The sequence below is a fragment of the Zoogloea sp. GDB6 genome, from assembly GCF_056724105.1.
Map to the genome: position 1 here is coordinate 3098086 of NZ_CM161497.1, position 25563 is coordinate 3123648.

Genomic DNA, 25563 nt, shown 5'->3' on the forward strand with positions numbered 1-25563 from the left:
GAGAGTCAAACAGGGCGCCTGCTGCACGTCGATATGCCCTGCACCACCGGAAAAACCGAAAAATCGGCACCCTTTGTGGATTTTGAGCGTTGCGGGCTTCAAAGGAAAGCACGTAAGCCGCCATGCTACCGACACGCGGAATTCGCAGTCTGCAGGTAAAATACTACTTTAGATATATATTGCGACGCTGTTCACATAATTTGGCGTTTTGACGCCCTGAAAAAGACGGCAGCCAGCCCCCGACAGTCCGTAATGAAATTTCACCTGACAGACCGCAACCTGCCCCGCTACCACCTGCTCGGCACACTGATCGTGGTCGTCACCCTGGCGCTCATGCTTGGCGCAAGCTTCCTGTGGATCGGTGTCAATCAGCATCGGCAGAGTATCGACCGCCTGGAACACAGCTTCTCGACGCAGAAGCAGGAACGCCTGCGCAGCGAGATGGCGGCTGCCATCGGCTACCTGGACTTCGTCCATTCGCGCACCGAGATGGTCCTGCAGGAAGCGCTACGCGACCGCGTCGACATGGCCATGCAGACCGCGCAGGCAATCTACGACCGGGAACACGGGCGCCGCCCCGAGGCCGAGGTCAAGCGCCTCATCGTCGAGGCGCTGCGTCCCCAGCGCTTCTATGACGGGCGCGGCTACTTCTTCATCGACGGCCTGGACGGCGAGTGCATCCTGCTGCCGATCGCTCCGGAGCGCGAAGGCGGCTCCCTGTGGAACAACCAGGACGACACCGGCCACTACATCATGCGCGGACTGGCCGACACCGCCCGCAGCAAGCCGGAAGGCGGCTATTCGGCCTACCGCTGGTATTCGCCCGACAACCCCAGGGAAATGTCCGACAAGCTGGCCTATGTGCGGCAGTTCAAGCCCTTTGGCTGGGTCATCGGCACTGGCGACTACCTCTACAAATGGCAGGACATGCGCATGCGTGAGGGCCTGGAGCGACTGCGTGCGTGGAAATTCGGGGATACCGGCAGCTTCATCGCGATCAGCCAGAACGGCCGGTTGCTGCTCCAGCCCCAGTGGCCGGAGCTCGAAGGCAAGCACTTCATGGAGGTCGGTACGCAGGAGGAACAGAAGGTCCGCGCGGCACTGATCAAGGTGGCCAGCGAGGGCGGTGGCTTCCTCGAATATCCGTGGCCCAACCGGGTCAAGAACACGCAGAGCCTGCGCACCGCCTACGTGCAGGTCTATCGGCCATGGAAGATGATCGTCATCGCCTCGGTCTTCGAAGAGGAGATGCAAGGCACCTTCAACGCCGAACGGGAAGCCACCCTGCAGGCACTGTCGCGGCAGATACCTTTCCTTTCCGCCGCTGCGCTAACAGCCATCATGCTGGCCATCGGCGCGTCGGTGCTGTTCTCCCGCTGGATGAGTGGACTGCTGGGCAACTACCGGCGGGAGCTGGACGAACACGCCCAGGCCCTGGAAAAGCAGGCCCAGCAGCTTCGGCTGGCCGGCCATGTCTTCGAGAGCAGCAAGGAAGGCATCGTCATCACCGACCCGGACAGCCGCATTCTTGCCGTCAATCCGGCCTTCTGTGCGATCACCGGCCGTACACCGAACGAAGTCGTCGGGCAGCGGCCTAGCATCCTGGCCTCCGGCGAGCACGACGCCGCCTTCTACCGCAACATGTGGAAGTCCATTCGGGAAACCGGCTCGTGGACGGGCGAGATCCGCAACCGCCGCAAGGATGGCGCCGTCTACCCCGAACTGATCAGCATCAGCTCGGTTCGCGACCAGACCGGCAAGGTGCTGCACTACGTGGGCACCTTCCTCGACATCACGGAACGCAAGGAAGCCGAGGAGCAGATCCGCCAGCTGGCCGAGTACGACCCGCTGACCCAGCTGCCCAACCGCAGCCTGCTCAGCGAGCGCCTCACCGACGCGGTGGCGCAGGCCCGTCGGGAAGCACGGCAACTGGGCGTGCTGTTCATCGATCTCGACCGCTTCAAGAACATCAACGACTCCCTCGGCCACCCCATCGGCGACCGGGTGCTGCAGGCCGTCGCCGACCGCCTGCGCCATCTGGTACAGGAAAGCGATACGGTGAGCCGCCTGGGCGGCGACGAATTTGCGGTGGTGTTGACCCACCTGGATGGCCCATCCCGCGTGCTGCCGGCGGCGCGCAAGATCCTCTCCGCGCTGAGCCAGCCCTATTACATCGACGAGCACGAACTGCAGCTGACCCCCAGCATCGGTATCACGCTCTTTCCGGACAACGGCCAGGACAGTGAAACCCTGCTGAAGAATGCCGATACGGCGATGTATCACGCCAAGAACAACGGGCGGAACAACTTCCAGTTCTTCACGCCGGAGTTCAACGAGTGGGTCATGGAACGCCTGCAGGTCGAAAACGGGCTGCGCCACGCGCTGGCCCGCCAGGAGTTGATTCTCCACTATCAGCCCCAAGTCGATCTCGCCAGCGGCAACATCGTCGGTTGCGAGGCGCTGCTGCGCTGGTTACCGACCGGCGGCGCGCTGGTTCCGCCGGACCGCTTCATCCCGATCGCCGAGGAAACCGGCCTGATCCACAGCATGGGCACCTGGGTCCTCGATGAAGCCTGCCGCCAGCTGCGCGCCTGGGACACAGAGGGCGCCCGCCCCATCGACATGGCAGTCAATGTGGCCGTGCCGCAGCTGCGCCAGCGCAACTTCGTCGGCCTCGTGCGCGACACCCTGCAACGCCACGGCCTCAATCCCCAGCGTCTGGAGATCGAGGTGACGGAGAGCGTGTTCCTGAACCACGACGAACAGATCCGCGAGACCCTGCAGGGCCTTGCCGACCTGGGTGTGCAGCTGTCCCTCGACGACTTCGGCACCGGCTACTCCAGCCTGTCCTACCTGCGCAACTTCCGCTTCGACGTGCTGAAGATCGACAAGTCCTTTGTGTCTGAGCTGCAATGCAACCAGGACGACATCACGCTGATCCGTGCCATCGTCAGCATCGCCCGCGACATGTCGCTGGTCACCGTCGCCGAAGGCATCGAATCGGAAGAGCAGCAGCGCATCCTGCACGATCTGGGTTGCACGATCGGCCAGGGCTACCACTTCTCGCGCCCGATCGTCGCGGAGCAGATGGGCAAACTGATCAGTGCGCTTCCGGCCGGAGCGGATTCGATCGTCGATTGAGAGGTACTCGCCCTGCCATCGGGCCACGGGCATCCGGTGCCCTGGCACATGGCAGGCGACCCCGGGCCGTGACGCCGGTCATCACCGGGTGTAATCCGTCGGCGTTAGCATGACGTTTTCGCCACGCCTCTCATACATCCATGATCAAAGCCATCCTCACCGGCCACAGCCGCGGCCTCGGCGCCGCCGTTGCCGAGGCACTGCTGGCCCGTGGCATTCCGCTACTCGCGCTGGCCCGGAGCGACAATCCTGCGTTGTTCGCCGCACATCCGGACCTTGTGCACGAAACGCAAATCGACCTGTCGGACAACGCCGCGCTGGAAGCCTGGCTGCAGACGCCCGCCCTGCGCGACTTCCTCGCCGATGCGGACCGCGCGCTGCTGATCAACAACGCCGGCCTGCTGCAGCCGGTCGGGCTGGTCGGCGACGCCGACGCAAGCGCGATCACCCGTGCAGTGGCGGTGAATGTGACCGCCCCGCTGCTGCTCACCAACGCCTTCGTCGCCGCCACGCGCCACTGCGCCGACCGGCGTGTCGTGCATATTTCCAGCGGCGCGGCGCGCAGCCCCTATGCGGGCTGGAGCGTGTATTGCGCCACCAAGGCGGCACTGGATCACCAGGCCCGATCGATGGCTGCCGAGCACCTGCCCGGCCTGCGCGTCGCCAGCCTGGCGCCGGGTGTCGTGGATACCGGCATGCAGGCAGAGATCCGGGCCAGCAGCGTTGAGCAGTTTCCGCAGAAAGAGCGTTTCGAGGCGCTGAAGAGCAGCGGCCAGCTGACCGCGCCGGAGCAGGCGGCGCAACGCCTCGTGAACTATTTGCTGGGGCCGAACTTCGGCGACGTGGTGGACGGCGACCTGCGCCACCTGCCGGACTGAAGACCCGCGTCGGCCTCAGCCGTCGGTCCGCATATCGAGCATGCGCTCGCACTCCACCATCATCGTCTGGCCGACGTCGGATTGATGGTTGGGGTCCAGCGCCTCCATCATCTCGTGGGTGATGTGCAGGCCGACCTCGCGGGACACTGAACCAGCCACCTGGCGCGCCAGCTGATCGCTGAGGTCCGACAAGTGGCGGCGTTCGTCCAGCGGCAGGCTGCGCTTGCTGCGCCCCAGCCAGTCGGCAACCAGCGTCGCGCCCTGGGCCTCGGTCAACCACTGGCCATGCTCGTAATGCGCTGACAGGCGCTCAGCGGTGAGGGCGAAGATCAGCGCCACGCGCAGCCCCCGCTCCGTCACCGCCGAACGCAGGCCTTTTTCCAGACTGCTCATGCGACGGACTCCGTTTCTCGTTGGGAGCGGACCATAGCACGTCCACAGCCCGCAGCCGGAATCCACCCCCGCATGCCGGGGGATCAGGCGCTGACGGTGGGACGCACGCGGGCCAACGCCCCGTAGGCGTCCTTCAGCCCCTTGTAGGCCGGCCGAACCTCGCCAATGCCGATCGTCCGCACCCACGCCAGATCGCCGGCCCGCGCCTGCTGCAACATGCGGCTGCGAACCTGGCGGTACTGCCGCAGCGCGTCTTTGAAGCCCTGGAGCATCTGGCGCCCCGCTGCGTCCTGCACGGCCCGCTCGATCTGCACCAGCTGCGCATCGACGACCCCATCCAGCGCCTCGATGCGCTCCACGTGCGGCAGCGCCTGCTCGCGGTTGCGCGAATTGACCACCAGGATGCTGTTGGTGCGCGTCTCCTCGATGGCGTCGAGCAGCGCCACCAGCGCATCGCGGCGCACGTCGATGGCTACGCTGAGGCCGTTCAGTTCCACCAGCCCGGTCATCAGCTGGCGCAGGCCCTCATCACAACCATTGACCCGCTCGTCGAGGGCACGCGCCAGGCCGGCCACGCCGCCCATCTCGTCCACCAGGCGGCCGCCGGAAGCCGCTTCACCGTTAGCGCGGCTGACGATGTTCTCCACCGCCGCCATCGTCTGGCTGGCCCCGTCGGCGATCGCCGCCAGGGTCTGGGCCGCCTCGCCGGTGCTGTCGGCACTGGCGCCGGCCTGCTCCTTCACCCTCGCGAGCAGCACATTGAGCCCCTCGCTGCCGCTCTCGATGGCGGCGATGATCTCACCGACGCTAACCGTCGCCTCGCTGGTCCGCTCGGCGAGCTTGCGCACCTCGTCGGCCACCACCGCGAAGCCGCGCCCCTGCTCGCCGGCCCGCGCCGCCTCGATGGCCGCGTTGAGGGCCAGCAGGTTGGTCTGGCTGGCGATACCCTGGATGATCTGCACGATCTTGCCGATCTGCTCGATGTGCGCATGCACGCCGGCAAACTCGCTGCCCACCGCGCCCACGACACCCGCCAGCTCGCGCACGCTGTCCGACATCTCGGCCACCCGGCCACCGCCGGACGAAGCCCGGGCGTGGGCGTCGGCGGCGATGCCGAGCAGTTGTCCAGCCTCCGTCGACACGGCGCCGATGCCCGCCGCCATGCCATCCACCGCCGACGAGGCGGCAATCGCCAGTTCCGACTGCTGGTCGGCGGTCTGCACCACGTCGGTGAAGGACGACACCAGCGTGCCGGAGGACACCATCAGATTGCGGGCCAGCTCGCCCATGCGGCGGGCAGCGGCAACCTTCTGTTGCAGGAGGCCTTCGAGCTTGTGCACCGAGTCGGCGGCGCTGGCCGACGCGCTCGGGTCGTCGAGCAGGCCGCGGATGTCGTCCAGCTGGCGCTGCACCTGGCGCAGCGGGCGACGCGCCAGCACGAATACCAACGCGCAGATGGCCAACAGCAGGATCAGGCCGATCCCGGAAGCGAGAATCTCAGTCGTCATGAAAAGCCCCGTCTTGAGGGAAAAAGGGCCAGCCGGCGGAAGCTCCGCGGGCTGGCCCAAAGTCATGCTTTCAGCGAATCAATCGCCACCGCGCATGTACTGCACCTGGAACATGGACGGCGGGTTCAGCTTGGCGTCCACCTGGCCCTTGAACTGGCCGGTCGTGCAGTGCTTGCTCTGCACGTCCACCATCGAGAAGGCGTCGTCGATGCCGATGCCGGAGCCCTTGTTGAGCGGCAGGTGGTGGTCCGGATGGGACTTGCCGACCATGAAGACCTTCCACAGTTCGCCCTTGCGGTCGTAGATCTCGTTGGCGCCGTTCAGGTTGCCGAGCTGGGCGTCCATGTAGAACACGCGCTTGGAGACCGGATGGTTCGGGTTGACCGGCGCGGCTTCGAGCACATAGACCTTGCGCAGCTGCCAGCTGCCCTCGTGGAAGCAGCCGCCCTGCCCGCCGAAGTTCACGTACTTGTAGCCGTCACCCTCGGCCGGCATGTCGCCGGCGAGCTTGAGGTCGCTGTGGTTCCACATGGGCAGGATCACGTTCTTGGTGCCCTTGTAGGTCCATTTCATGTCGGAGATGCGGCCGTTGTAGCCCTCGAAGTCTTCGATCATCAGGTCGGAGCCGAGGAAGGCATCGGTCGTCTGACCGGTGGCCAGGCGGCGCACGCGGCGCTGGAAGCCCAGGTACAGGTAGGCATCGTCGAGCTTCTGGTCATCCTCGTAGCGCTGGATCAGGAGCTGGGTGTTCTTCAGATCCTGGGGCTCGAGCACCTTCATGTAGATGGCGCGGAACAGCTCGGACGGGTTCGGCGTCACTTCCGGCATCGGCGCATCCTTCACGCGGTGCTTGAAGTTGAGGAAGTGCATGTTGAGCTTGAGGGTCTTCTCGACCTGCCCGGTCTGCATGTTGCGGTACTTCCAGTAGAACGGGTAGATCGCCGCGTTGTCGCCCCAGTTCACGCCGTACTTGTAGTTCCAGGCCAGCTTCTCGCCGGCGCGCGGGTCCTTGGCGTCCGGCTCTTCGGGGAACGGACGGCCGGCCACGTAGCCTTCGATGTCACCGTTCTTGGCGCCGAGCTTGGCCTTGCCGAGGTTCTTGCGGGTCGCCTCGATATAGGGCTTGGAGAGTTCGAACTGGGTCGTCGGGCCGACCTTGATCTCGAACAGGCCGTCCTTCAGCAGCTTGAACACACCGGCCGGCAGCACGTCCTTGAACTGGTCGGCGTTGCCTTTGTTGATCACCGTGCCGGCGCTCAGGCCAGCCGCCTTGGGGAAGCCACCCTTGTAGGGGTTGAAGGTGTTTTCCACATCGGCTTCGGTGGCGGCGTGGGCCAGGCCGGAGGCGAGCACGGCCAGGGCCGCGGCGATGAAGGTCTTTTTCATATGGGTGTCTCCTCGATCAGAACTTGTAACGCATGGTCAGGTAGATCTCGTCTTCGCGCATCGCGGTGCCAATCGGGCCAGCGCGGAAGCGGCCGAGGGGCTCCATGCCGGCCAGACCGCGGGAATAGGCGGTCATCGGATCACCCGGATAGGTACCGGCCGTATACGGCGCAAACGGGTTGCACGAGCGGCAGTCGTCGAACTCGTTGCGGCCGTTGGAGCCGCCCTTGAAGTTGGCGCCGAAGGTGAACTTCAGGTTGTCGGTGGTGCTCCACTCCACCGCCGGGGCGATGGCGTGGGAGCGGGCACGGAAGTCGCGGGCAATGATCAGCTGCGGGCTGATGCGGTCACCCGCCATGAAGCCCTTCATCAGCAGGGTGCCGATCACGTTGTCCTTGAAGTCCGGAATGCCGCGCATGCCGAGGGATGTGCTCTCCAGCTCATGGTCGAAGATGTGCTGCCAGAACAGCTGGCCGGAAAACAGCGTGGTGCGGTGCGGGTTGATGAAGGGCACGAAGGTCGGCCGATCAACGCCGATTACGCTACGCCACACGCGGTTCTTGGAATACAGCTCAGGCTTGATGGTGTTGGCGAATTCCTCGCCCCAGGTCATCGCGCCTTCGAAACGGAAAGCGGCACCCAGCGTCTCCGACTGGAAGTCCAGCGAACCGCCCAGCAGGTTGACCCGCGGGAAGTTCATGTCGAAGGAGATCAGGTAGGGCCAGGCATTCTGATAAGCGCCGGTGAAGGAGTTGGTGGCGCGCTTGCCGCCATGCAGGGACGGTAGTTGGGAGAGGTAGTGCAGCGCATTGACCGAGAAGGACAGGCCGCCCATCGTCACACCTTCGAACTTGCCGCCGATCTGCGTGTTGGCCAAGCTCCACTTGGGCATGTTGATGTTGGCGAGGCCGATCTGGCCGGGACCGAAGTTGGTCGCCAGGTAGGTGTTGGGCCCGACGTTGGCAAAGTTGGCCACCGTGCCGCCGTTGTCCCACAGGTTCTTCATGCCGCGGAAGAAGCAGCCCGCATCCAGCGCCACGTTGGGCGTACCGCACTGGCCCAGGTTGTTGGCGCGGAACTGATCCACGTTCCAGATCAGCTGCAGGTTGCGGTCCTGCATGGACTCGCTGGCGCCCATACGCCACTCGGCCTGGGCGATCCACATCGGAATGCGGATGTCCTGAAGCTCGTCGTAGATGTTGTTGCGGGAGAAATCGACCGGGTTCACCACATCGAGGACGCGGAACAGGTCGGTCCGGCCCCACACCACCTGCTGCTTGCCGAGCTTGAGGAACAGCTCCTGGCCGCCGCCGATGTCGATGCTGTTCTTCACGTAGGCTTCACGGATGAAGTCCAGGCGGCTGTTGAACTCGGGGAACTCCAGCTCGTTCAGGTTCTTGTCACCGTAGCCGCCGAAATCGGCACAGCCGCGGCTATCCACGTTGCACGGACGCACCGGCGTGGCAAAACCGACACCGCCGTTGGTCTTGTGCCAGCGATCACCAAGGACACGCAGGCCTGCATTGGGATTGTTGGCGTAGGAATCCAGAAACGCGTTGTTCGTCGAACCGGGATAGCCGAGCCCCGCCACCGCGGTGTAACCGAGGGGGCCGGCCGGCGACGTGGTGCCCCACGGCACGGTGGTCTGCACGCCGCCGAGGGTGCTCTGGGAGGTGATCGCGCCGCCGGCGTCCTCGCCGTACTGGCCCTTGTTCATGCGGTACACGCCGTCCCAGCTGCCACGGAACACGCCATGGAAGGCCCAGCCGCTGGAGAGCTTCTTGTCCGCCTCGACCTGCATGGTGTTGCGGAACTTGGACAGGCCGACGACCTTGCCGGTGTCGTCGCGGCCGCGGAAGGCGGTGTGGTTCTCGTAGAAGGTGTCGACCTTCCACGGCTCGGAGCTGCTGCCCATGTCGGGCAGGTTGTCCTCGGCAAAGGCCTGGGATGCACAGGCGGACGCAACCGCCAGTGCGCAGAGGGTGAGAGCCGGTTGTACCCGGTTTGATCTGTTCTTCATGGTGTCTCCTCCTTGAATTTTCGATTGCGGCCGGAGCAAAGCCGGCCGCCCTCCCTGGAATCGATAGGCTTGGCTGTGGCGGGCTTTCCTCCTAGTCGTTCTCGAGCACGCCATCCGCGTCGTAGTGGGCGGCGGTGACGAACTTGGGTTTGAACACCACGCACCAGGACGGCACGATCAGCACCGCGGCGATGGCATTGACGATGAGCATGAAGGACAGGAGCACGGCGGCATCCGACTGGAAGCGCAGGTCCGACATGAAGATCCACATCACGACCCCGGCGATCAGCGTGGCGGCGGTGAAGCTGACCGCGTAGCCGGTGGTGGCGACGGCGCGGATCACGGCCTGCTTGATGTCCTGCAGCACCGCGAACTCCTCGCGGATGCGGTCCATGAAGTACACCGCGTAGTCGATGCCGACCCCGACGCCGACGGCGATCACCGGCACGGTGTTCACATTGATGCCGATACCGGCGGCGCCCATGTAGGCGTAGGTCATCAGCGTGGCGAACAGCATCGGCAGGACCATCAGCCAGCCGGCGTGCAGCGAGCTGTAGTACACCATCACGATCACGAAGGCGATCAGCATCACGGTCGGGATGATGATCATGTGGTCGGTGTGCAGGGCCTGGTTGCCGGCCGCGGTCACGCCGACGATGCCGCCGCCGAGCTCGATGTGGATGCCCTTCACGTCGGCCTCGATCAGGCGCTTGCCCTCCTCGGCCAGCGCGACGACGCGGTTGATGGTGTCGGCCTGGTGGTCCTTGTAATAAAAGACCATGTCGGCTTCGTTCTCGTCGGCGTTGACGAACTCCTTCAGCGCGCCGGGGATCGGGCTGGCCGCCATGTACGCAAACATCAGGCCGCCGACTTCATCGGCGGTGTCCGGCACCTGCATCCAGCGCGGGTCGTCGTTGTGAGTCAGCTTGTTCACCACCCGCAGCACGCCGGGGATCGCCTTCGCGCCGCCGAGGGTCGGGTCGGACAGCATGTGGGCCTGGAAGCGCTCGATGGCCGCCATCACTTCCGGACGCTTGATGCCGCCCTTCTCATCGGTGCGCATCAGCACGTGCAGTTCCTCGGAGCCTGGGAAGCGCGTGTTGATGGCCTTGGTGGACACGTTGAAGTCGTGATTGACATGGAGCAGCGGGGAGCCGGGCTCCGACTCGCCGAGCTGGACCTTGCCGACGAAGTACAGGCCGCCGACGGCGCCGATCAGCGTCAGCAGCAGGATGCTGCGGGCGCCGCCATCGGTGCCGCCGGTACGGGCCATCGCCGCGGCCAGAAAGTTGCGCACGCCTTCGTTGGCATTGACGGTGTTCTTCGGCGCGGGCAGCACCGTGAGGGCCAGCGGCACCATGAAGTGCACCGTGAAGATCACCGAGAAGCCCCAGAAACCGGCGGCAAGGCCGAGCTTGTGGTTGAACGGCGCGGCGCCGAGCACCAGCACGGCGATGCCCACCGCGTCCACGATGATCGCTAGCGAACCCGGCCGGAACAGCGCATCCAGCGCGTTGCGGGCCGCCTTCTGGCCGTTCTTGACGATGGCCAGTTCCTCGTAGTAGCGCACCACCAGCTGCACGCCGTGGGACGTGGCACGAGCGGCAATCAGGAAGGGGATCGGCAGCGACAGCGGCTCCAGGTTGATGCCCATCAGCGCCATGAAACCGAGGCCCCAGATGGACGACAGCGCAATGCCCAAGAGCGGCAGCGCGATGCCGTACAGGCGGCGGAAGTAGATCACCAGCAGGAAGGTCAGCAGCGCCAGCGTCCACGCCAGGATCTCGACGATCTGGTTGAGGTAGGTGTACACCCAGCCGGTCAGCACCGGGTTGCCGGTCACGTAGATCTTGTGGCCGGCGGTGGCGAGGGACTCACGCACCTGCTGCAGGGCCGCGAAGGTCTTGGGGTAGTCGATGTCCGCCTCGTTGAGCTGGGCCTTGATGAGGGCCGCCTTCAGGTCGGGGGACACCAGCAGGCCGTAGATCGTCGGGTTGGCGATCACGTCCTTCTTGAGCTGCTCCAGCTCGGCCACCGTGCGGCCGCTCTTCATCGGGTCGTAATAGGACTCGGACGCGAAGCCGCCCTGCTCGTCGAGGAAGATCTTGCGGGCGGTGCGGTGGGTCAGGCTATTGACCAGGTTGTGGTTGACGCCGGGCAGGCTGTCGAGGCCCTGGGTGGCCTTGTGGATCAGGGCCAGGGTTTCGTCGTTGAAGATCGTGCCCTTCTCCACCTCGATCGACATCACGATCATGTTCGCACCGCCGAAATTCTCCTTCAGGCGGTTGTAGGTCTGGATGTACGGGTGGTTCTGCGGCAGCAGGTCGGCGAAGTCGGAATAGATCCGCAGCTTCGGCACCAGCGCGCCGAAGATCAGCGTGACGAAGAAAATGAGGGACAGGACGATCTTCGGGTTGGCGAAGATCCACTCTTCACCCTTGTGCAGGGCGTGGGTGATGCGGTGACGGGATTGGCTGACCATGATGCGCCTCAGTGGGCCGCAGAAGCGACGAGCGGTTGGGCCTGGGTACCGATGAGGCGCAGCAGGCCTCCCGGTCCGCCGGCGACGATGGCGTGTTGTTCGGGCAGGGACACGGCGGCGGCCAGGAAGACCGGCACAGCGTCCGGATAGGCCACGTTGCGCCAGGTATCGCCTTCCAGGCGGGCAACGACGCCACCAGCGCCGACGCCGTAGGGCACGCCTTCGTGCATGAACAGCCGGTACAGCGGGGCGCGGCTCGCGTTGGTCTGCTTGGCCCAGCTCTTGCCACCGTCGGTGGTGTGCAGGACCTGGCCGGCGATACCGCTGACCCAGCCTTCACTCCGGCTGGCGAACAGGCTGGCGTAGGGATAGAACTCGTCGGGCATCTTGCCCTGGCGTGCCCAGGTCGCACCGCCGTCCGTGGTCGTCGCGACCAGGCCGAACTCACCGGTGGCGTAGCCAACCTCCTTGTCCACCATCTGGATGCCGGTTAGCTGGGCATCCTCCTGCAGGTCGGTGACCTTCCAGTTGGCGCCGGCGTCGGCGCTGACCGCCAGCGTCGCGCCGGTGCCGGCGACCCACCAGCGACCTTCCCCGTCGCAGCTGATGGCCAGCGGCGTGCGCGGCTTGTCGAGAGGCACAGACTTCCAGCCGCTACCCGAGGCATCGGCGCTCCACACCTTGCGGAAGAAATCCACCGCCACGAAGCGCCCATCCGGGCAGGTGGCGATGCCGATCACCGAGGCGCCGGCGAGGGGCTGGCGCTTCCAGGTACGGCCCTGGTCAGCAGAAACCAACAGAGCCCCACTCTGGGTGCCGGCGACGACGACCTTGCCGTTGCTGGCCAGGGCCTGGGTGGTGTCGTAACGTTGAACGGGCTTGGCCGACTCGCTGGCGACCCCGGAGAGATCGGGCGCGGCATGGCAAGCGGCGAGAAGAGTGGTCGCACTGGCGAGCGCGACCATGCCGCGGGCGCGGCATTCGATTCTGACTTTCACTGGGTCTCCTCCAGCTATTTCGTTTTTTGGGCGCAAAACGGCCCCGCTCCATGGCAAAAGCCTGGAGTTCTTGTTGTTGTGCGAAGTCACTCGCCCGAATTGTCAGAGACCGACGGCGGGCTTCGCCGCCGGCCCCGGGGGAAGATCAGCGCCCCAGATCCTTCGCGCTGACGCCGGCGATACCCCAGTTGGCTTTGGGAACGTCGTGGATCCACACCCGGACGTTCTCCTGTGGGGCGCCAACGGCTTCGACGAGGGCCTGGGTGACCTTCTCGATGACCGCCCGCTTCTGTTCTTCGGTACGGCCTTCAATCATGTAGATCTGCGCGAAAGGCATGCTTCTCTCCCTTGCTTACTTGATTACTTGAAACGGATGGACACGGAACCCATGCCCTGGACCCGCAGAGTCACGTTGTCACCGGCATTCACCGCGACGGCTTCGGTGATGCCGCCGGACAGGATCAGCGCACCGGCGGGGATCTCCTCGCCGCGGGCACCGAGGTGGTTGGCGAGAGCCGCGATGGCCGCTGCCGGATGGCCGAGCACTGCAGCACCGGCACCAAAGGCCACCGGCTCGCCGTTCTTCTCCATCACGATGCCGACCGTGCGCAGGTCCACTTCGCTGACCGGCAGCGGCTGGCCGCCAACCACGAAGCGGGCCGACGAGGTGTTGTCGGCGATCACGCTCTTCAGGTCGAACTTGAAGTCGCGGTAGCGGCTGTCGATGACCTCGATACCGGGGATCACGAAGTCGGTCGCCGCCAGCACGGCGCCGATATGGCAGCCGGGCCCCTTCAGCGCGTGCTTCATCACGAAGGCGATCTCCGGCTCCACCTTCGGGTGGATCAGCTCGGACACCTTCACTTCGCCGCCGTCCGGCACCGTGCCGTAATCGGTGATGAAGCCGAAGACCGGCGTCTCGACGCCCATCTGCTTCATCTTGGCGAAGGACGTCAGGCCAGCCTTCAGGCCGACGATGCGGGTGCCACGGGCGACCTTGCGGGCCTTGATGGTGTCCTGGATCGCGTAGGCGTCGTCCCAGTCCATGTCCGGGAACTCGTCGGTGATCTTGACGGTGTCCTTGGCCTCGAGCTCGCAGTTTTCCAGGTGCTCGGCGAGACGGGCGATGGTGGCTTGATCGAGCTTCATACCGTCAGCCCCCGCTCGCGCGCCATCGTGATGGCCGTGTCTTCGATCATGTCCTCCTGCCCGCCGACCATGCCACGACGGCCCAGTTCGACCAGGATGTCGCGGGCCGGCACGCCGTACTTCTTGGACGCGCGCTTGGCGAACAGCAGGAAGGAGCCATACACGCCGGCGTAGCCAAGGGTCAGTGCGTCGCGGTCGATGCGGATCGGGAAGTCCATGATCGGCACCACCAGGTCTTCGGCCACGTCGGTGATCTTCGCAACATCCACGCCGGTCTCGATGCCCATCAGGCTGCACACGGCGATCAGCACTTCCATCGGCGTGTTGCCAGCCCCGGCACCCAGGCCGGCGGCGGCCGCGTCGATGCGCGTGGCGCCCACTTCGATGGCGGCGATGCTGTTGGCCACGCCCATCGCCAGGTTGTGGTGGCCGTGGAAACCCAGCTCGGTCTCCGGCTTCAGCGCTTCACGCACCGCGCTGAGGCGGGCCTTGACGGTGTCGGGCAGCAGGTGGCCGGCCGAGTCGGTCACGTAGATGCAGTTGGCGCCGTAGCTCTCCATCAGCTTGGCCTGCTTGACCAGCCCTTCGGGGCTGTTCATGTGGGCCATCATCAGGAAGCCGACGGTGTCCATGTCGAGCTTGCGGGCCATCGTGATGTGCTGTTCGGACACATCGGCCTCGGTGCAGTGGGTCGCGACGCGGATCGTCGACACGCCCAGCTCCTTGGCCATCTTCAGGTGATCGACAGTGCCGATGCCCGGCAGCAGCAGCGCCGAGACCTTGGCCTGCTTCATCAGCGGGATGACGGTGGACAGGTATTCCTCGTCGGTGTGGGCCGGGAAGCCGTAGTTCACCGAGCTGCCCCCGAGGCCGTCGCCGTGGGTGACTTCGATCAGCGGCACGCCGGCGGCGTCGAGGCCGGTGGCGATGCTCTTCATCTGCTCGAGGCTCATCAGGTGACGCTTGGGGTGCATGCCGTCCCGCAGGGTCATGTCATGAACGCGGATCTTTTTGCCTTTGAGTTCCATGGTGCTTTCCTTAGGCGGTGACGGGTTGAAGGGTCAGGTGGCCGGCGAGGATTTCCTCGGCGAACATCTCGGCGGTACGGGCGGCGGCGGCGGTCATGATGTCGAGGTTGCCGGCGTACTTGGGCAGGTAGTCGCCGAGGCCTTCGACTTCGAGATAGACGGACACGCGGTTGCCGTCGAAGACCGGGCCGTTCACCAGGCGGTAGCCCGGCACGTACTTCTGGACTTCCTGGATCATCGCGGCGATGGATTCGCGGATCGCGTCCTGCTGCGGTTCGCCTTCAACGAGGCAATGCACGGTGTCGCGCATCATCAGCGAGGGTTCGGCCGGGTTGATGATGATGATGGCCTTGCCCTTCCTGGCGCCGCCGACCTTCTCGACCGCTCCGGCGGTGGTGCGGGTGAATTCGTCGATGTTCTTGCGGGTGCCGGGGCCGGCGCTCTTGCTGGATACCGTGGCGATGATTTCGCCGTATTCCACCGGCTGCACGCGGGAGATCGCGGCGACCATCGGGATCGTCGCCTGGCCGCCACAGGTGACCATGTTGACGTTCATTTCCCGCTGGCCGACGTGCTGCTTGAGGTTCACCGGTGGCACGCAGTAGGGGCCGATCGCAGCCGGGGTGAGGTTGACCATCAGCACGCCGAGCTCGTTGAGCTTGCGACTGTTCTCGGCATGCACGTAGGCGCTGGTGGCGTCGAAGGCGATCTGCACGCCGTCGGCGAGCACGTGGGGCAGGAGGCCGTCCACGCCGTCGGCGGTGGTCTTCAGGCCCATCTCACGGGCCCGCTTGAGGCCGTCCGATTCCGGGTCGATGCCGACCATCCACACCGGCTCCAGCACCGGGCTACGCTGCAGCTTGGCCAGCAGGTCCGTGCCGATGTTGCCCGGGCCGATCAGGGCGCATTTGATTTTCTTGGTCATCGCTGTGTTTCCTTTTGGGGTCGCGAAGGGTTAAACCATGCTGCGCACCACACCGCCTTCGACCCGCAGGGCCGCGCCGTGGGTGGCAGACGAAAGGGGACTGCAGACGTAGGCGACGAGGTTCGCCACCTCCGCCGGGTCGATGAAGCGCTTGAGCAGCGAGGTCGGCCGGGCATTGGCGAAGAAGTCCTTCTCCGCCTGCTCCAAGGACACGCCCTGCTCGTCTGCCAGGCGGCCGAAGAAGGTGGCGACGCCTTCGGTGCGGGTCGGGCCGGGCAGCACCGAATTGACCGTCACGCCGGAGCCGGTGCAGGTTTCAGCGATGCCGCGGGCCACCGACAGCTGGGCCGACTTGCTCATGCCGTAATGCACCATCTCGGCCGGCGGGCAGATGCCGGACTCGCTGGAGATGAACACGATGCGGCCCCAGTTGCGGGCCTTCATGGCCGGCAGGTAGTGGCGGGACAGGCGCACGCCGCTCATCACGTTGGTTTCGAAGAAATGGAACCACTCGGTGTCGTCGATCTCCTCGAAGGGGCGCGGATCGAAGATGCCGAGGTTGTTGACCAGGATGTCCACGTCCGGACAGGTGGTGACCAACGCTTCGCAGCCGGTAGCGCTTCCCAGATCGGCGGCGATACCGGTGACTTTGGCTTCCGGCAGCGCTTCGAGCAGGCGGGCGATGGTGGCGGACACGCCGGAGCGGCTGCGTCCGTTGATGATCACCTCGGCGCCTTCAGCAGCCAGCTGGCGGGCGATGGCGAAGCCGATGCCCGACGTGGAGCCGGTAACGAGAGCGCGCTTGCCGGTCAGTTGCAGATCCATGGCGGCCTCAGCTGAAACGAACCGAACAGCCGCCGATGCCACCGATGGTGACGCGCAGGCTGTCGCCAGCCTGCACCGGGATCAGCGCGGCCAGGGAGCCGGACAGCACGATGTCGCCGGCCTTGAGGCCGATGCCCAGACGGCCGAGGGTGTTGGCCAGCCAGGCCACGGCATTGCACGGGTGGCCGAGGGCTGCCGCGCCGGAGCCGGTGCCGACGATCTCGCCGTTCTTCTCGAGGACCATGCCGCAGGTGGCGAGGTCCACCTTGCGCGGGTCGACCATGCGGTCGCCCAGCACCAGCACGCCACAGGAGGCGTTGTCGGCGACGGTGTCCTGGATCTTGATCTTCCAGTCCTTGATGCGGCTGTCGACGATCTCGAAACAGGCCATCACGCCCTCGGTGGCAGCCAGCACGTCGGCGGCGGTGAGCCCCGGGCCCATCAGGTCCTTCTTCATGAGGAAGGCGATCTCGCCTTCGGCGCGGGGCTGGATCAGGGTGTTGGCGGGAATCGCCTCGCCTTCGTTGTACACCATGCCGTCGAGCAGCCAGCCGAAGTCGGGCTGATGCACGCCGAGCATGTTCATGACGACCTTGGAGGTCACGCCGATCTTCTTGCCGACCACGCGCTCGCCGGCCGCCAGGCGGCGGGCGATCATCTGCTGCTGGATCTGGTAAGCGTCCTCGATGGTGATCTCGGGATGGCGCTCGGTGAGCGGAGTCAGGGTTTCACGATTGACGAGAGCGTTGTAGAGCTCATCGCCAAGCTGGGTGATCAGGGCCTTGTCCATGGATTTCTCTCAGGAAAGCGGTTGGGGTTCGGCGTCGGTGGCTTCGGCGAGGAAGTCGGCGACGAGACGGGCGAAACGGTTGGCGTGCTCGATCTGGGTCCAGTGGCCGCACTGACCGAACACGTGGAGCTGGGCGCGGAGGATCCAGCTGGCCAGGGTCAGGGAGGTCTGCAGCGGGATCACCTTGTCCTCGCGGCCGTGGATCACCAGGGTCTGGTTGGGCAGCGCGCGGATGTCGGCCTCACGGCTGACCATCGCATCCACCCAGCGCTGACGTGGAGCCGGGAACATGGCGCCGAAGGACTCCTGGAAGCCGGGGCGGATGCTGGCCTCGTAGCGCAGCTGGGCGAGCTCGTCGTTAACCAGGTTGCGGTCGTGGGCGAACAGGTCGAGCAGACCGCGCATCGCCTCGAAGGACGGCTGGTAGCCCCACACGGCGTCCAGCGCCGGGGTGATCTCGAAAGGCACACCGACGCTGCCCATCAGCACCAGCCGGCGGACCCGCTCAGGGTGGCGGATCGCCAGGGCCAGCGCGATGGCACCGCCGAAGGAGTTGCCGACCAGGTCGGTGCGTTCGATGTCGAGGGCGTCGAGTACGGCGATCGCATGGGCAACCTGACGGTCCATCGAATAGACATCGCCTGGCAAGCGTTCGGTGTAGCCGAAACCGAGCATGTCCGGCGCAATGACGCGACGGGCCTCGGCCAGGGCCGGCATCACCAACCGCCAGTTGGCCCATGCGGTGACACCCGGCCCTGAGCCGTGGATGAGCAGCACCGGCTCGCCAGAGCCCAGGTCATGGACGTTGGTCTGCCGGCCGGCCGCCGGGAGGAAGCGGCCGATTTCCGGGGAGGACGGACTGCTGCTCATGATCTTCAAATCCCTTTCAAAGCTTGACGCAGACGTTCTTGAGCTCGGTGTAGAACTCGAGGGAATGCACGCCACCTTCGCGGCCGATACCGGACTGCTTGGCGCCGCCGAAGGGCGTCCGCAGGTCGCGCAGGAACCAGGAGTTGACCCACACCAGGCCCACTTCCAGACGGCCGGCGACGCGGTGGGCGCGGGTCACGTCCTTGGTCCACACCGAGGCGGCGAGGCCGTAGGTGGTGTTGTTGGCGCGGCGGACGACTTCCTCTTCGCTGTCGAAGGGCATCACCAGCGTGCAGGGCCCGAAGATCTCCTCGCGGGCAATGGCTGCGTCGTCGCCGAGGCCGGTCCAGATGGTCGGCTGGACCCAGGCGCCTTCGCTCAGGGCACCAGGCATGTCGGGCACGCCACCACCGGTCACGACCGTGGCGCCCTCCTCCACCGCCTTGCGGTAGTAGGACAGGACCTTCTGCTTGTGCTCCTGGGAGATCAGCGGGCCCATGCCGGTTTCCGGGTTGTCGGGCAGGCCGACGACCAGCTTCTCGGCGCCTTCCTTCAGGCGGGCGACGAAGGTGTCGAACAGCGGGCGCTCCACATACACGCGCTCGGTGCCGAGGCAGACCTGGCCGCAGTTGGCAAAGCAGGAACGCAGCGTGCCTTCGATGGCCGCATCCAGGTCGGCGTCGGCGAAGACGATGGCCGGGTTCTTGCCGCCCATTTCCAGGGACACCGGACGGGCGCCATCGGAGGCGGCCTTCATGATCGCCGCGCCGGTACGGGTTTCGCCGGTGAAGGTGATCGCATTGACGCCTTGGTGGCGGGTCAGGAATTCGCCGGCGGAATTCGGACCGAAACCATGCACGACGTTATAGACACCCTTCGGGATGCCGACCGCGTTCATCACCTCGCCGAGCAGCGTGGCGGTCTGCGGGGTTTCCTCGGAGGGCTTGACCACCACCGCGTTGCCGCAGGCCAGCGCCGGACCGACCTTCCAGGTCATCAGCAGCAACGGCAGGTTCCACGGGCACACCACACCGACCACACCGACCGGGCGACGCACCGCATAGTTGATCGCACCGCGGCCATCCGGCGTGGCCATCTCGAAGAACTCGCTGGGTACGTTCTTCACCACATCGGCGAAGATCTTGAAGTTGGCTGCGCCACGGGGAATGTCCAGGTGGCTGGCCAGGCTGCGTGGCTTGCCGGTGTCGGCCACTTCAGCGGCCAGGAAGTCCTCGAAGCGACGGTTGATCTCGTTGGCCACGCCGTACAGCAGCTCGACACGGTCGGCGACGGTGATGCGGCCCCACTCGCCTTCCAGCGCCGCGTGGCCGGCAGCGACCGCCGCGTTCACCTCGGGCAGGCCGGCTTCGCTGACCTGGGCGATGACGCTGTTATCCAGCGGAGAACGCTTATCGAAGAGGCGGCCGCCGGCGGCCTCGACGAATTCTCCGTTGATGAAGTTCTTGATCAGTTTCATCTGCTGTTCGTCCTTCTTGGTGAAGAGCTTGTCTTGTTCACTCGGCGCCGATGGCCTTGAGGGCCGCCCGCGCACATTCCTCATCCTGGGCTTCGGACGCACCGGACACGCCGATGCCGCCGATCAGGCCGTCCGCGCCGCGGATCGGCAGGCCGCCGCCGAACACCACCAGACGCGGCCGCGCGGAGAAGCCCAGCTTCATGCCCTCGTCGTGGCCGATGACGGACATCCAGTCCTTGGTGGAAAAGCCGAAACCGGCCGCCGTGTAGGCCTTGTCGATGGCGATGTCGATGGACTGCACGAAGGCGCCCGGCATGCGCAGAAAGCCGGCCAGGTTGCCGCCGCTGTCGGCTACCGCCACGTTGATGCGCACGCCGATCTTCCTGGCGTGCTCCACAGCCGCCTGCAGCGCGAGGCTGGCTGCCTCGGCGGAAATCACGGCTTGAGGAACGGAAAGCGGGGCGGCGGAAAGCTGGCTCATTGGGGTCGGTCCTGAATCAGTGTCGTTGATGAAACGATATTTCCTTCTTATCTCGACGTCAACAGTTTTTCTCGAGATTTTTGATTATGATCGCTCCAGGCCGGTTCGGCTAGAATTCACAACAATCGACAGGCGCCCTCGAGGCCCCGCCAGAAACACCGGAAATCCACACCATGAACGACCTAGTCAGCAGTACCGACCTCGCCAGCGAGGCCGATGAACCCAAGACCCTGGCCGAGGCGGCCTACCGCCAGCTGCGCCGGGACATCATCGAAGGCGTGCACCGCCCCGGCGAAAAGCTGCGGGTCGAGCACCTGAAGGACCAATATGAAGTGGGCGCTGGCACGCTGCGCGAAGCGCTGCAGCTACTCGTCACCGACGCTCTGGTGGTGGCCCAGGGACAGCGCGGTTTCCGCGTCGCACCGATCTCCCTCGACGACTTCGAGGACATCACGCGCACCCGCGTGCTGCTCGAAACCTCCGCACTGCAGCAGTCCATCGAGCTCGGCGACGACACCTGGGAAGCCAATGTGGTGGCGGCCTTCCACATGCTGTCCCGCGCCGAGGAAAAGCTCGTCGAAGGCGCCAAGGGCACCCGCGAGGAATGGGAACTGCGCAACCGGGCCTTCCACGAGGTGCTGATCTCGGCCTGCCCTTCGCGGTGGATCCGCCACTTCCAGAACATCCTGTACCACCAGTCGGAGCGCTACCGCCGCCTGTCCCTGTTCCGTCAGCCGATCCCGCGGGACGTGCATGCCGAGCACCAGGCCATCGTCGATGCGGCCCTGGCCCGCAACAGCGCCGAAGCCACGCGCATCCTCTCCGATCACATCCTGCGCACACTGGATGCAGTGCGTCAGCTTCCGGCAGACTTCATCAACTAGTGAAAGACCGGCTTATCCACCGGCTTTCGTGAGATATGACTAAAGACATACGCCAGCGGCTCCGTTAATCTCCTCGCAACGTGCCCACGCAGGCGCGTAGAGGCCGCGCACAGACGCGCCACGCCGAGGAGACACAACTACAATGACGCCCCACTCTGCCAACGGAGACCCGGCAAAAGGCATCCGCGTCGGCGAAAGCCACCACACGGACGCGATAGCGGCCGCTCACCAACTCGCCGAAAAGCTACTTCCTGCCCCCGATCGCCTGTCCCTGGTGTTCGCATCCAGCAATTACGCGCCGGAACAGCTCGAAGCCGGCCTTGCCGACGCCTTCGGAAAAACGCCGCTGATCGGCTGCACCACCGCCGGCGAGATTGGACCGCAGGGCTACCAGCAGGCCAGCCTGGCCGGTGCCTCCCTCAGCGACGATGTGATCGATTTCGAGATCGGCCTACTCGACAGCCTCGATCGCCTCGATCCGCACCGCATGGCGGCCTTCGCCCGCGACCTGCGCAACGCGCTGCAGACCCGCCACAGCCGCCTCGACAGCCTGTCCTGCTTCGCCTTCATGCTGGTGGATGGCCTGTGCGGTCTTGAGGAAAGCGTCGCCCGTGCCTTCCACGACGGCCTCGGCGGCATCCCCCTGTCGGGCGGTTCGGCCGGGGACGATCTGCACTTCGTCGATACCCGGGTGATCTACAAGGGGCGCCTGGTGGATAACGCGGCCGTGCTGCTGGTGGGCGTGAGCCACCGCCGGCTGGATGTGTTCCAGACCCAGCACTTCACTCCCACGAACGAACGGCTGATCGTCACTGGTGCCATTCCCGCCGAGCGCCGGGTCACCGAACTGAACGGCTGCCCCGCTGCGGATGAATACGCCCGCGCTCTCGGCGTCGGCGTCGCGCAATTGACGCCAGCCGTCTTCGCCGCCAATCCGTTGCTCGTACGCATCGGCGGCGCCGATTTCGTGCGCTCCATCCAGCGCGCCAACCCGGACGGCAGCCTGGACTTCTTCTGCGCCATCGACCGCGGCATCGTCTTCAAGATCGCCCACGGCGAAGACCTGCTGAGCAATCTGGACAAAGCCCTCGACAGCGCTTCCGCGGCAGTCGGCGAGGCGGAGCTGATCCTCGGCTGCGACTGCATCCTGCGGCGCCTGGCAGCCACCGAGACAGGCCTGGCCGACGCGGTCAGCCGCTGCTTCGCCAAGGGCCGGGTCATCGGCTTCAACACCTTCGGCGAACAGTTCCGCGGCCTGCACCTCAACCAGACCTTCACCGGCATCGCCTTTGGCAAGGAGTCCGGACGATGAGCCGTACCGAAGACCTGCGCTGCGCCCCGGACGATACGGCCGGCCTGCGCGCCGAGATCGCGCGCCGGGACCGCATCATCGAAGCCCTGGTTTACCAGGCCGAAAGCAACCCCTCCGCCCCCGGGCAGGACTACGGCCTGCTGCAGACCACCTTCATGCTGGAGGAGCAGATCCGCCACCGCACCGAGGAGCTGGTCGCCACGCTGAAGGCCCTGCGCGAGATGTCCTCCGAAGCCAGCGCGGCCCGCCACCAGCTGGAGGCGGCGATGGACAACATGTCCGACGGCTTTGCCCTGTTCGATGCCGACGACCGCATTCTGCTGTGCAATGAGGCTTTCCGCCGCCTGTGGGGGCTCGACGGCCACCTCGGCGGGCGCCCCTTCCGCGAGCTGCTCGCCGCCTGCGCCACCGACCCCACCCTGCCCCACCGCCTGCAGGCCTGCCGGAGCCGACGCGAGCGCAGCGAGCTGAAGCTCCCGTCGGGCCAGATCCTGCAGATCCGTGAACGACGCATGGACGACGGCGGCCTGGTCGGCATCTATTCAGACGTGACCGACCTGAAGGCCGAGGAGGCCCTGCTGCGCCAGCAGGCCCTGGCCCGCAAGTCCCAGTTGCTGCAGTCCACGCTGGACAGCATCGATCAGGGCATCGCGGTGTTCGGCCAGGACGAACATCTGGTGGCCTGCAACCAGCGCTTCTTCACGCTGCTCACCCTGCCGGCCCGCCTCGCCGAAACGGGCAGCACCCTCGAAGCGATGCGTCGCCACAGCGCTGCAGTCTCCCGCCTGTGCCCACCCGGCCTCGGCCCGCAGACCCGCGCCACACGCTTTGAGCAGCACGCCGACGACGGCGCGGAACTGGAGCTGGGGCGCTTCCCGATGCCCGACGAAGGCTTCGTGCTCACCGTCAGCGACGTCACCTCCCTGAAGGAAGGCGAAGCCCGCATCGGCCGGCTGCTGGTCCAGCAACGGGCGATCTTCGACAACGCCCACGTTGGCATCATCTTCTGCCGCGACCGCCTGATCCTCGACGCCAACCAGCACATGGCGGCGATCTTCGGCTTCCATTCCCCATCCGACCTGATCGGCCAGCGTACCGAGATCCTCTATCCGAGCCACGCCGACTATCTGGAGGTAGGCGGACGCATCTACCGTGATCTGGCCAGCCGGGGTTACAGTGAAGGCGACATCCGCATGGTCCGCAAGGACGGCAGCCCCTTGTGGATCCGCCTGTCGGGCCGCCCTCTGGATGCACGCAGCGGCGGCGAAGGCTCGATCTGGGTCTTCAGCGACATCACCCGCCAGCGCGAGCAACACGCCCAGCTCGAACTGGCCCAGCTGGTCTTCAACCACAGCAACGAAGCGCTGATGGTGACCGACGCGGACAACCGCATCGAGAGCGTCAATTCGGCCTTCACCGCCATCACCGGCTACGGCGCCGCCGAAGTGCTGGGCAAGAGTCCGTCCGTGCTCAAGTCCGGCCAGCACGATCCCGGCTTCTACAAGGCGCTTTGGGATGCCCTGGAGCAGGACGACCGCTGGGAAGGCGAGATCGTGGACCGCCACAAGAGCGGTCGCCTCTACCCCAAGTGGCTGACGATCCGCGTCGTTCGCAACCCTGACGGCAGCGTCGCCCATTACGTGGCGGCATTCAGCGACATCAGCGCCCGCAAGGCCGCCGAGGCCCAGATCCAGTACATGGCCCACCATGACGCGCTGACCGGTCTGCCCAACCGCATCCTGCTGCGCGACCGCTTCGAACACGCCTCCCAGCGCAGCCTGCGCAACAACGGCACGCTGGGGATGTTCTTCCTCGACCTGGACCAGTTCAAGCACATCAACGACACCCTCGGCCACGCCATCGGCGACGACCTTCTGCTGGCCGTCACCAACCGCCTGGCCGGCTGCCTGCGGCACAGCGACACGATCAGCCGCCTCGGCGGCGACGAGTTCATCATCCTTGTCGAGGGGGACGAGTCGACGCGCTTCTACGCGGCGGTGGCAGAGAAGATCTGCCGCGCGCTGGAGAAGCCCTTCGAGCTCGGCGGCCACGCGCTGACCGCCACCGGCACGCTGGGCGTCGCCGTGGCGCCAGGCGACGGCCAGGACTTCGACACCCTGCTGAAGAAGGCCGACATGGCCATGTATCACGCCAAGGCCCGCGGCCGCGCCACCTTCAGCTTCTTCGACGAGCGCATGAACCAGGACTCGGCCGAGCGCTTGTCGCTCACCACGCATCTGCGCCGCGCCCTCGGGGCCGGCGAACTGCGCCTGGTCTATCAGCCCCAGTTCGCCATCGGCGACAGCCACATGATCGGCGCCGAAGCCCTGATGCGCTGGCGCTCGCCCCAATACGGCGAGATCAGCCCTGCGCGCTTCATTCCGCTGGCCGAGGACACCGGCCTGATCCTGCCGATCGGAGAATGGGCGCTGCACGAATCCTGCCGGCAGGCCCGGGAGTGGGCCGATAGCGGCCAGCCCATCAAGATCGCCGTCAATGTGTCGGCGGTGCAATTGCACCGGGACGACTTCTCCGCCACGCTGGCCGCCGTGCTGCGAGACACCGGCGTGGCGCCGCAGCTGATCGAGCTGGAGCTGACCGAATCGGCACTGATGAGCGATGCCGCCCGTTTCATCGAGCTGATCGCCTATGTGCGCAACCTGGGTATGTCGGTGGCCATCGACGATTTCGGTACCGGCTATTCGAGCCTGGCCTACCTGAAGCGCTTCCAGGTCAGCAAACTGAAGGTGGACCGCTCCTTCGTCAAGGACATCCCCGACGACGAGGAAGACCGGGCCATCGCCGAAGCCATCGTACGCATGGGCCAGTCACTGAGGCTGAGGGTGATTGCCGAAGGGGTGGAAACCCGCGAACAGCTGGATTTCCTGGCGGGCATCGGCTGCCACGAGGTGCAGGGCTACCTGCTGGGCCGCCCTGTCGAGGCGGCCGCGCTGGGGGCCGGCCTGACCACGGGCACCGCGGCCGGCCGACATCACTAAAAGATCCCAAGGAAACG

Annotated in this window: 20 protein-coding genes; 5 read left to right on the forward strand and 15 right to left on the reverse strand. The window is 65.7% G+C overall.

Going from position 1 to position 25563, the window contains the following annotated elements; genetic code table 11:
* The first annotated feature begins 252 nt into the window (after positions 1–252).
* Positions 253–3141 (forward strand): bifunctional diguanylate cyclase/phosphodiesterase, encoded by a 2889-nt coding sequence (locus AC1PQG_RS14045; protein WP_481118465.1) that lies wholly within the window; start codon positions 253–255, stop codon positions 3139–3141.
* A 140-nt stretch (positions 3142–3281) separates the two neighbouring features.
* Positions 3282–4019, forward strand: coding sequence for an SDR family oxidoreductase (locus AC1PQG_RS14050; RefSeq protein ID WP_481118466.1), 738 nt, complete (start codon positions 3282–3284; stop codon positions 4017–4019).
* Positions 4020–4034: 15 nt separating this feature from the next.
* Here the strand turns inward: AC1PQG_RS14050 and AC1PQG_RS14055 are convergent, their stop codons facing one another.
* The 15 genes from AC1PQG_RS14055 to AC1PQG_RS14125 all read right to left on the reverse strand — a co-directional run bounded on the left by AC1PQG_RS14055 (position 4035) and on the right by AC1PQG_RS14125 (position 20351).
* Positions 4035–4412, reverse strand: coding sequence for a hypothetical protein (locus tag AC1PQG_RS14055; RefSeq protein WP_481118467.1), 378 nt, complete (start codon positions 4410–4412; stop codon positions 4035–4037).
* 83 nt (positions 4413–4495) lie between these two features.
* Positions 4496–5920, reverse strand: a complete 1425-nt coding sequence (locus AC1PQG_RS14060) for a methyl-accepting chemotaxis protein (RefSeq protein ID WP_481118468.1) — start codon at positions 5918–5920, stop codon at positions 4496–4498.
* A 78-nt stretch (positions 5921–5998) separates the two neighbouring features.
* Positions 5999–7306, reverse strand: coding sequence for a DUF1329 domain-containing protein (locus AC1PQG_RS14065; protein WP_481118469.1), 1308 nt, complete (start codon positions 7304–7306; stop codon positions 5999–6001).
* Positions 7307–7322: 16 nt separating this feature from the next.
* Positions 7323–9326, reverse strand: a complete 2004-nt coding sequence (locus AC1PQG_RS14070) for a DUF1302 family protein (protein WP_481118470.1) — start codon at positions 9324–9326, stop codon at positions 7323–7325.
* A gap of 91 nt (positions 9327–9417) precedes the next feature.
* Positions 9418–11808 carry an efflux RND transporter permease subunit gene (locus AC1PQG_RS14075; protein WP_481118471.1) on the reverse strand — a complete coding sequence of 797 codons (2391 nt, stop codon included), beginning with the start codon at positions 11806–11808 and terminating at the stop codon, positions 9418–9420.
* A gap of 8 nt (positions 11809–11816) precedes the next feature.
* Entirely contained in the window at positions 11817–12806 is a 990-nt protein-coding gene (locus AC1PQG_RS14080; RefSeq protein WP_481118472.1) for a WD40/YVTN/BNR-like repeat-containing protein, read from the reverse strand.
* A 145-nt stretch (positions 12807–12951) separates the two neighbouring features.
* Entirely contained in the window at positions 12952–13143 is a 192-nt protein-coding gene (locus tag AC1PQG_RS14085) for a 2-hydroxymuconate tautomerase (protein ID WP_079437550.1), read from the reverse strand.
* Positions 13144–13166: 23 nt separating this feature from the next.
* The gene (gene dmpH, locus AC1PQG_RS14090) at positions 13167–13955 is read right to left on the reverse strand and encodes a 2-oxo-3-hexenedioate decarboxylase (protein ID WP_481118473.1); all 789 of its coding nucleotides are present in this window, start codon (positions 13953–13955) and stop codon (positions 13167–13169) included.
* Complete coding sequence (gene dmpG, locus AC1PQG_RS14095; protein WP_481118474.1) at positions 13952–14983, reverse strand: 4-hydroxy-2-oxovalerate aldolase; 1032 nt, start codon at positions 14981–14983, stop codon at positions 13952–13954. Before dmpG ends, dmpH begins: the two co-directional genes overlap by 4 nt.
* Before the next feature lie 10 nt (positions 14984–14993).
* Positions 14994–15908, reverse strand: coding sequence for an acetaldehyde dehydrogenase (acetylating) (locus AC1PQG_RS14100; protein ID WP_481118475.1), 915 nt, complete (start codon positions 15906–15908; stop codon positions 14994–14996).
* 30 nt (positions 15909–15938) lie between these two features.
* Positions 15939–16733, reverse strand: coding sequence for an SDR family NAD(P)-dependent oxidoreductase (locus AC1PQG_RS14105; RefSeq protein WP_481118476.1), 795 nt, complete (start codon positions 16731–16733; stop codon positions 15939–15941).
* 7 nt (positions 16734–16740) lie between these two features.
* Positions 16741–17523, reverse strand: a complete 783-nt coding sequence (gene dmpE, locus AC1PQG_RS14110; protein ID WP_079437414.1) for a 2-oxopent-4-enoate hydratase — start codon at positions 17521–17523, stop codon at positions 16741–16743.
* Positions 17524–17532: 9 nt separating this feature from the next.
* A complete protein-coding gene (locus tag AC1PQG_RS14115; protein WP_481118477.1) occupies positions 17533–18393 on the reverse strand; it encodes an alpha/beta fold hydrolase in 861 nt (286 codons plus the stop codon).
* Between the two features lie 16 nt (positions 18394–18409).
* Positions 18410–19870: a 2-hydroxymuconic semialdehyde dehydrogenase gene (locus AC1PQG_RS14120; RefSeq protein WP_481118478.1), complete on the reverse strand. Its 1461-nt coding sequence runs from the start codon at positions 19868–19870 to the stop codon at positions 18410–18412.
* 37 nt (positions 19871–19907) lie between these two features.
* A complete protein-coding gene (locus AC1PQG_RS14125; RefSeq protein ID WP_481118479.1) occupies positions 19908–20351 on the reverse strand; it encodes a GlcG/HbpS family heme-binding protein in 444 nt (147 codons plus the stop codon).
* A 173-nt stretch (positions 20352–20524) separates the two neighbouring features.
* Here AC1PQG_RS14125 and AC1PQG_RS14130 point away from each other — a divergent pair, with 173 nt between their 5' ends.
* The 3 genes from AC1PQG_RS14130 (at position 20525) to AC1PQG_RS14140 (ending at position 25546) form a co-directional block, all read left to right on the forward strand.
* Positions 20525–21235 carry a GntR family transcriptional regulator gene (locus AC1PQG_RS14130; protein ID WP_481118480.1) on the forward strand — a complete coding sequence of 237 codons (711 nt, stop codon included), beginning with the start codon at positions 20525–20527 and terminating at the stop codon, positions 21233–21235.
* Between the two features lie 142 nt (positions 21236–21377).
* On the forward strand, positions 21378–22547 hold the full coding sequence (locus AC1PQG_RS14135; protein ID WP_481118481.1) for an FIST N-terminal domain-containing protein: 1170 nt from the start codon (positions 21378–21380) through the stop codon (positions 22545–22547).
* A complete protein-coding gene (locus tag AC1PQG_RS14140) occupies positions 22544–25546 on the forward strand; it encodes an EAL domain-containing protein (protein WP_481118482.1) in 3003 nt (1000 codons plus the stop codon). Before AC1PQG_RS14135 ends, AC1PQG_RS14140 begins: the two co-directional genes overlap by 4 nt.
* Positions 25547–25563 lie beyond the last annotated feature (17 nt).

Coding starts and splice junctions, on each gene's coding strand:
- AC1PQG_RS14045 (WP_481118465.1), top strand. CDS start 253: ATGAAATTTCACCTGACAGACCGCAACCTGCCCCGCTACCACCTGCTC.
- AC1PQG_RS14050 (WP_481118466.1), top strand. CDS start 3,282: ATGATCAAAGCCATCCTCACCGGCCACAGCCGCGGCCTCGGCGCCGCC.
- AC1PQG_RS14055 (WP_481118467.1), bottom strand. CDS start 4,412: ATGAGCAGTCTGGAAAAAGGCCTGCGTTCGGCGGTGACGGAGCGGGGG.
- AC1PQG_RS14060 (WP_481118468.1), bottom strand. CDS start 5,920: ATGACGACTGAGATTCTCGCTTCCGGGATCGGCCTGATCCTGCTGTTG.
- AC1PQG_RS14065 (WP_481118469.1), bottom strand. CDS start 7,306: ATGAAAAAGACCTTCATCGCCGCGGCCCTGGCCGTGCTCGCCTCCGGC.
- AC1PQG_RS14070 (WP_481118470.1), bottom strand. CDS start 9,326: ATGAAGAACAGATCAAACCGGGTACAACCGGCTCTCACCCTCTGCGCA.
- AC1PQG_RS14075 (WP_481118471.1), bottom strand. CDS start 11,808: ATGGTCAGCCAATCCCGTCACCGCATCACCCACGCCCTGCACAAGGGT.
- AC1PQG_RS14085 (WP_079437550.1), bottom strand. CDS start 13,143: ATGCCTTTCGCGCAGATCTACATGATTGAAGGCCGTACCGAAGAACAG.
- dmpH (WP_481118473.1), bottom strand. CDS start 13,955: ATGAAGCTCGATCAAGCCACCATCGCCCGTCTCGCCGAGCACCTGGAA.
- dmpG (WP_481118474.1), bottom strand. CDS start 14,983: ATGGAACTCAAAGGCAAAAAGATCCGCGTTCATGACATGACCCTGCGG.
- AC1PQG_RS14100 (WP_481118475.1), bottom strand. CDS start 15,908: ATGACCAAGAAAATCAAATGCGCCCTGATCGGCCCGGGCAACATCGGC.
- AC1PQG_RS14105 (WP_481118476.1), bottom strand. CDS start 16,733: ATGGATCTGCAACTGACCGGCAAGCGCGCTCTCGTTACCGGCTCCACG.
- dmpE (WP_079437414.1), bottom strand. CDS start 17,523: ATGGACAAGGCCCTGATCACCCAGCTTGGCGATGAGCTCTACAACGCT.
- AC1PQG_RS14115 (WP_481118477.1), bottom strand. CDS start 18,393: ATGAGCAGCAGTCCGTCCTCCCCGGAAATCGGCCGCTTCCTCCCGGCG.
- AC1PQG_RS14120 (WP_481118478.1), bottom strand. CDS start 19,870: ATGAAACTGATCAAGAACTTCATCAACGGAGAATTCGTCGAGGCCGCC.
- AC1PQG_RS14125 (WP_481118479.1), bottom strand. CDS start 20,351: ATGAGCCAGCTTTCCGCCGCCCCGCTTTCCGTTCCTCAAGCCGTGATT.
- AC1PQG_RS14130 (WP_481118480.1), top strand. CDS start 20,525: ATGAACGACCTAGTCAGCAGTACCGACCTCGCCAGCGAGGCCGATGAA.
- AC1PQG_RS14135 (WP_481118481.1), top strand. CDS start 21,378: ATGACGCCCCACTCTGCCAACGGAGACCCGGCAAAAGGCATCCGCGTC.
- AC1PQG_RS14140 (WP_481118482.1), top strand. CDS start 22,544: ATGAGCCGTACCGAAGACCTGCGCTGCGCCCCGGACGATACGGCCGGC.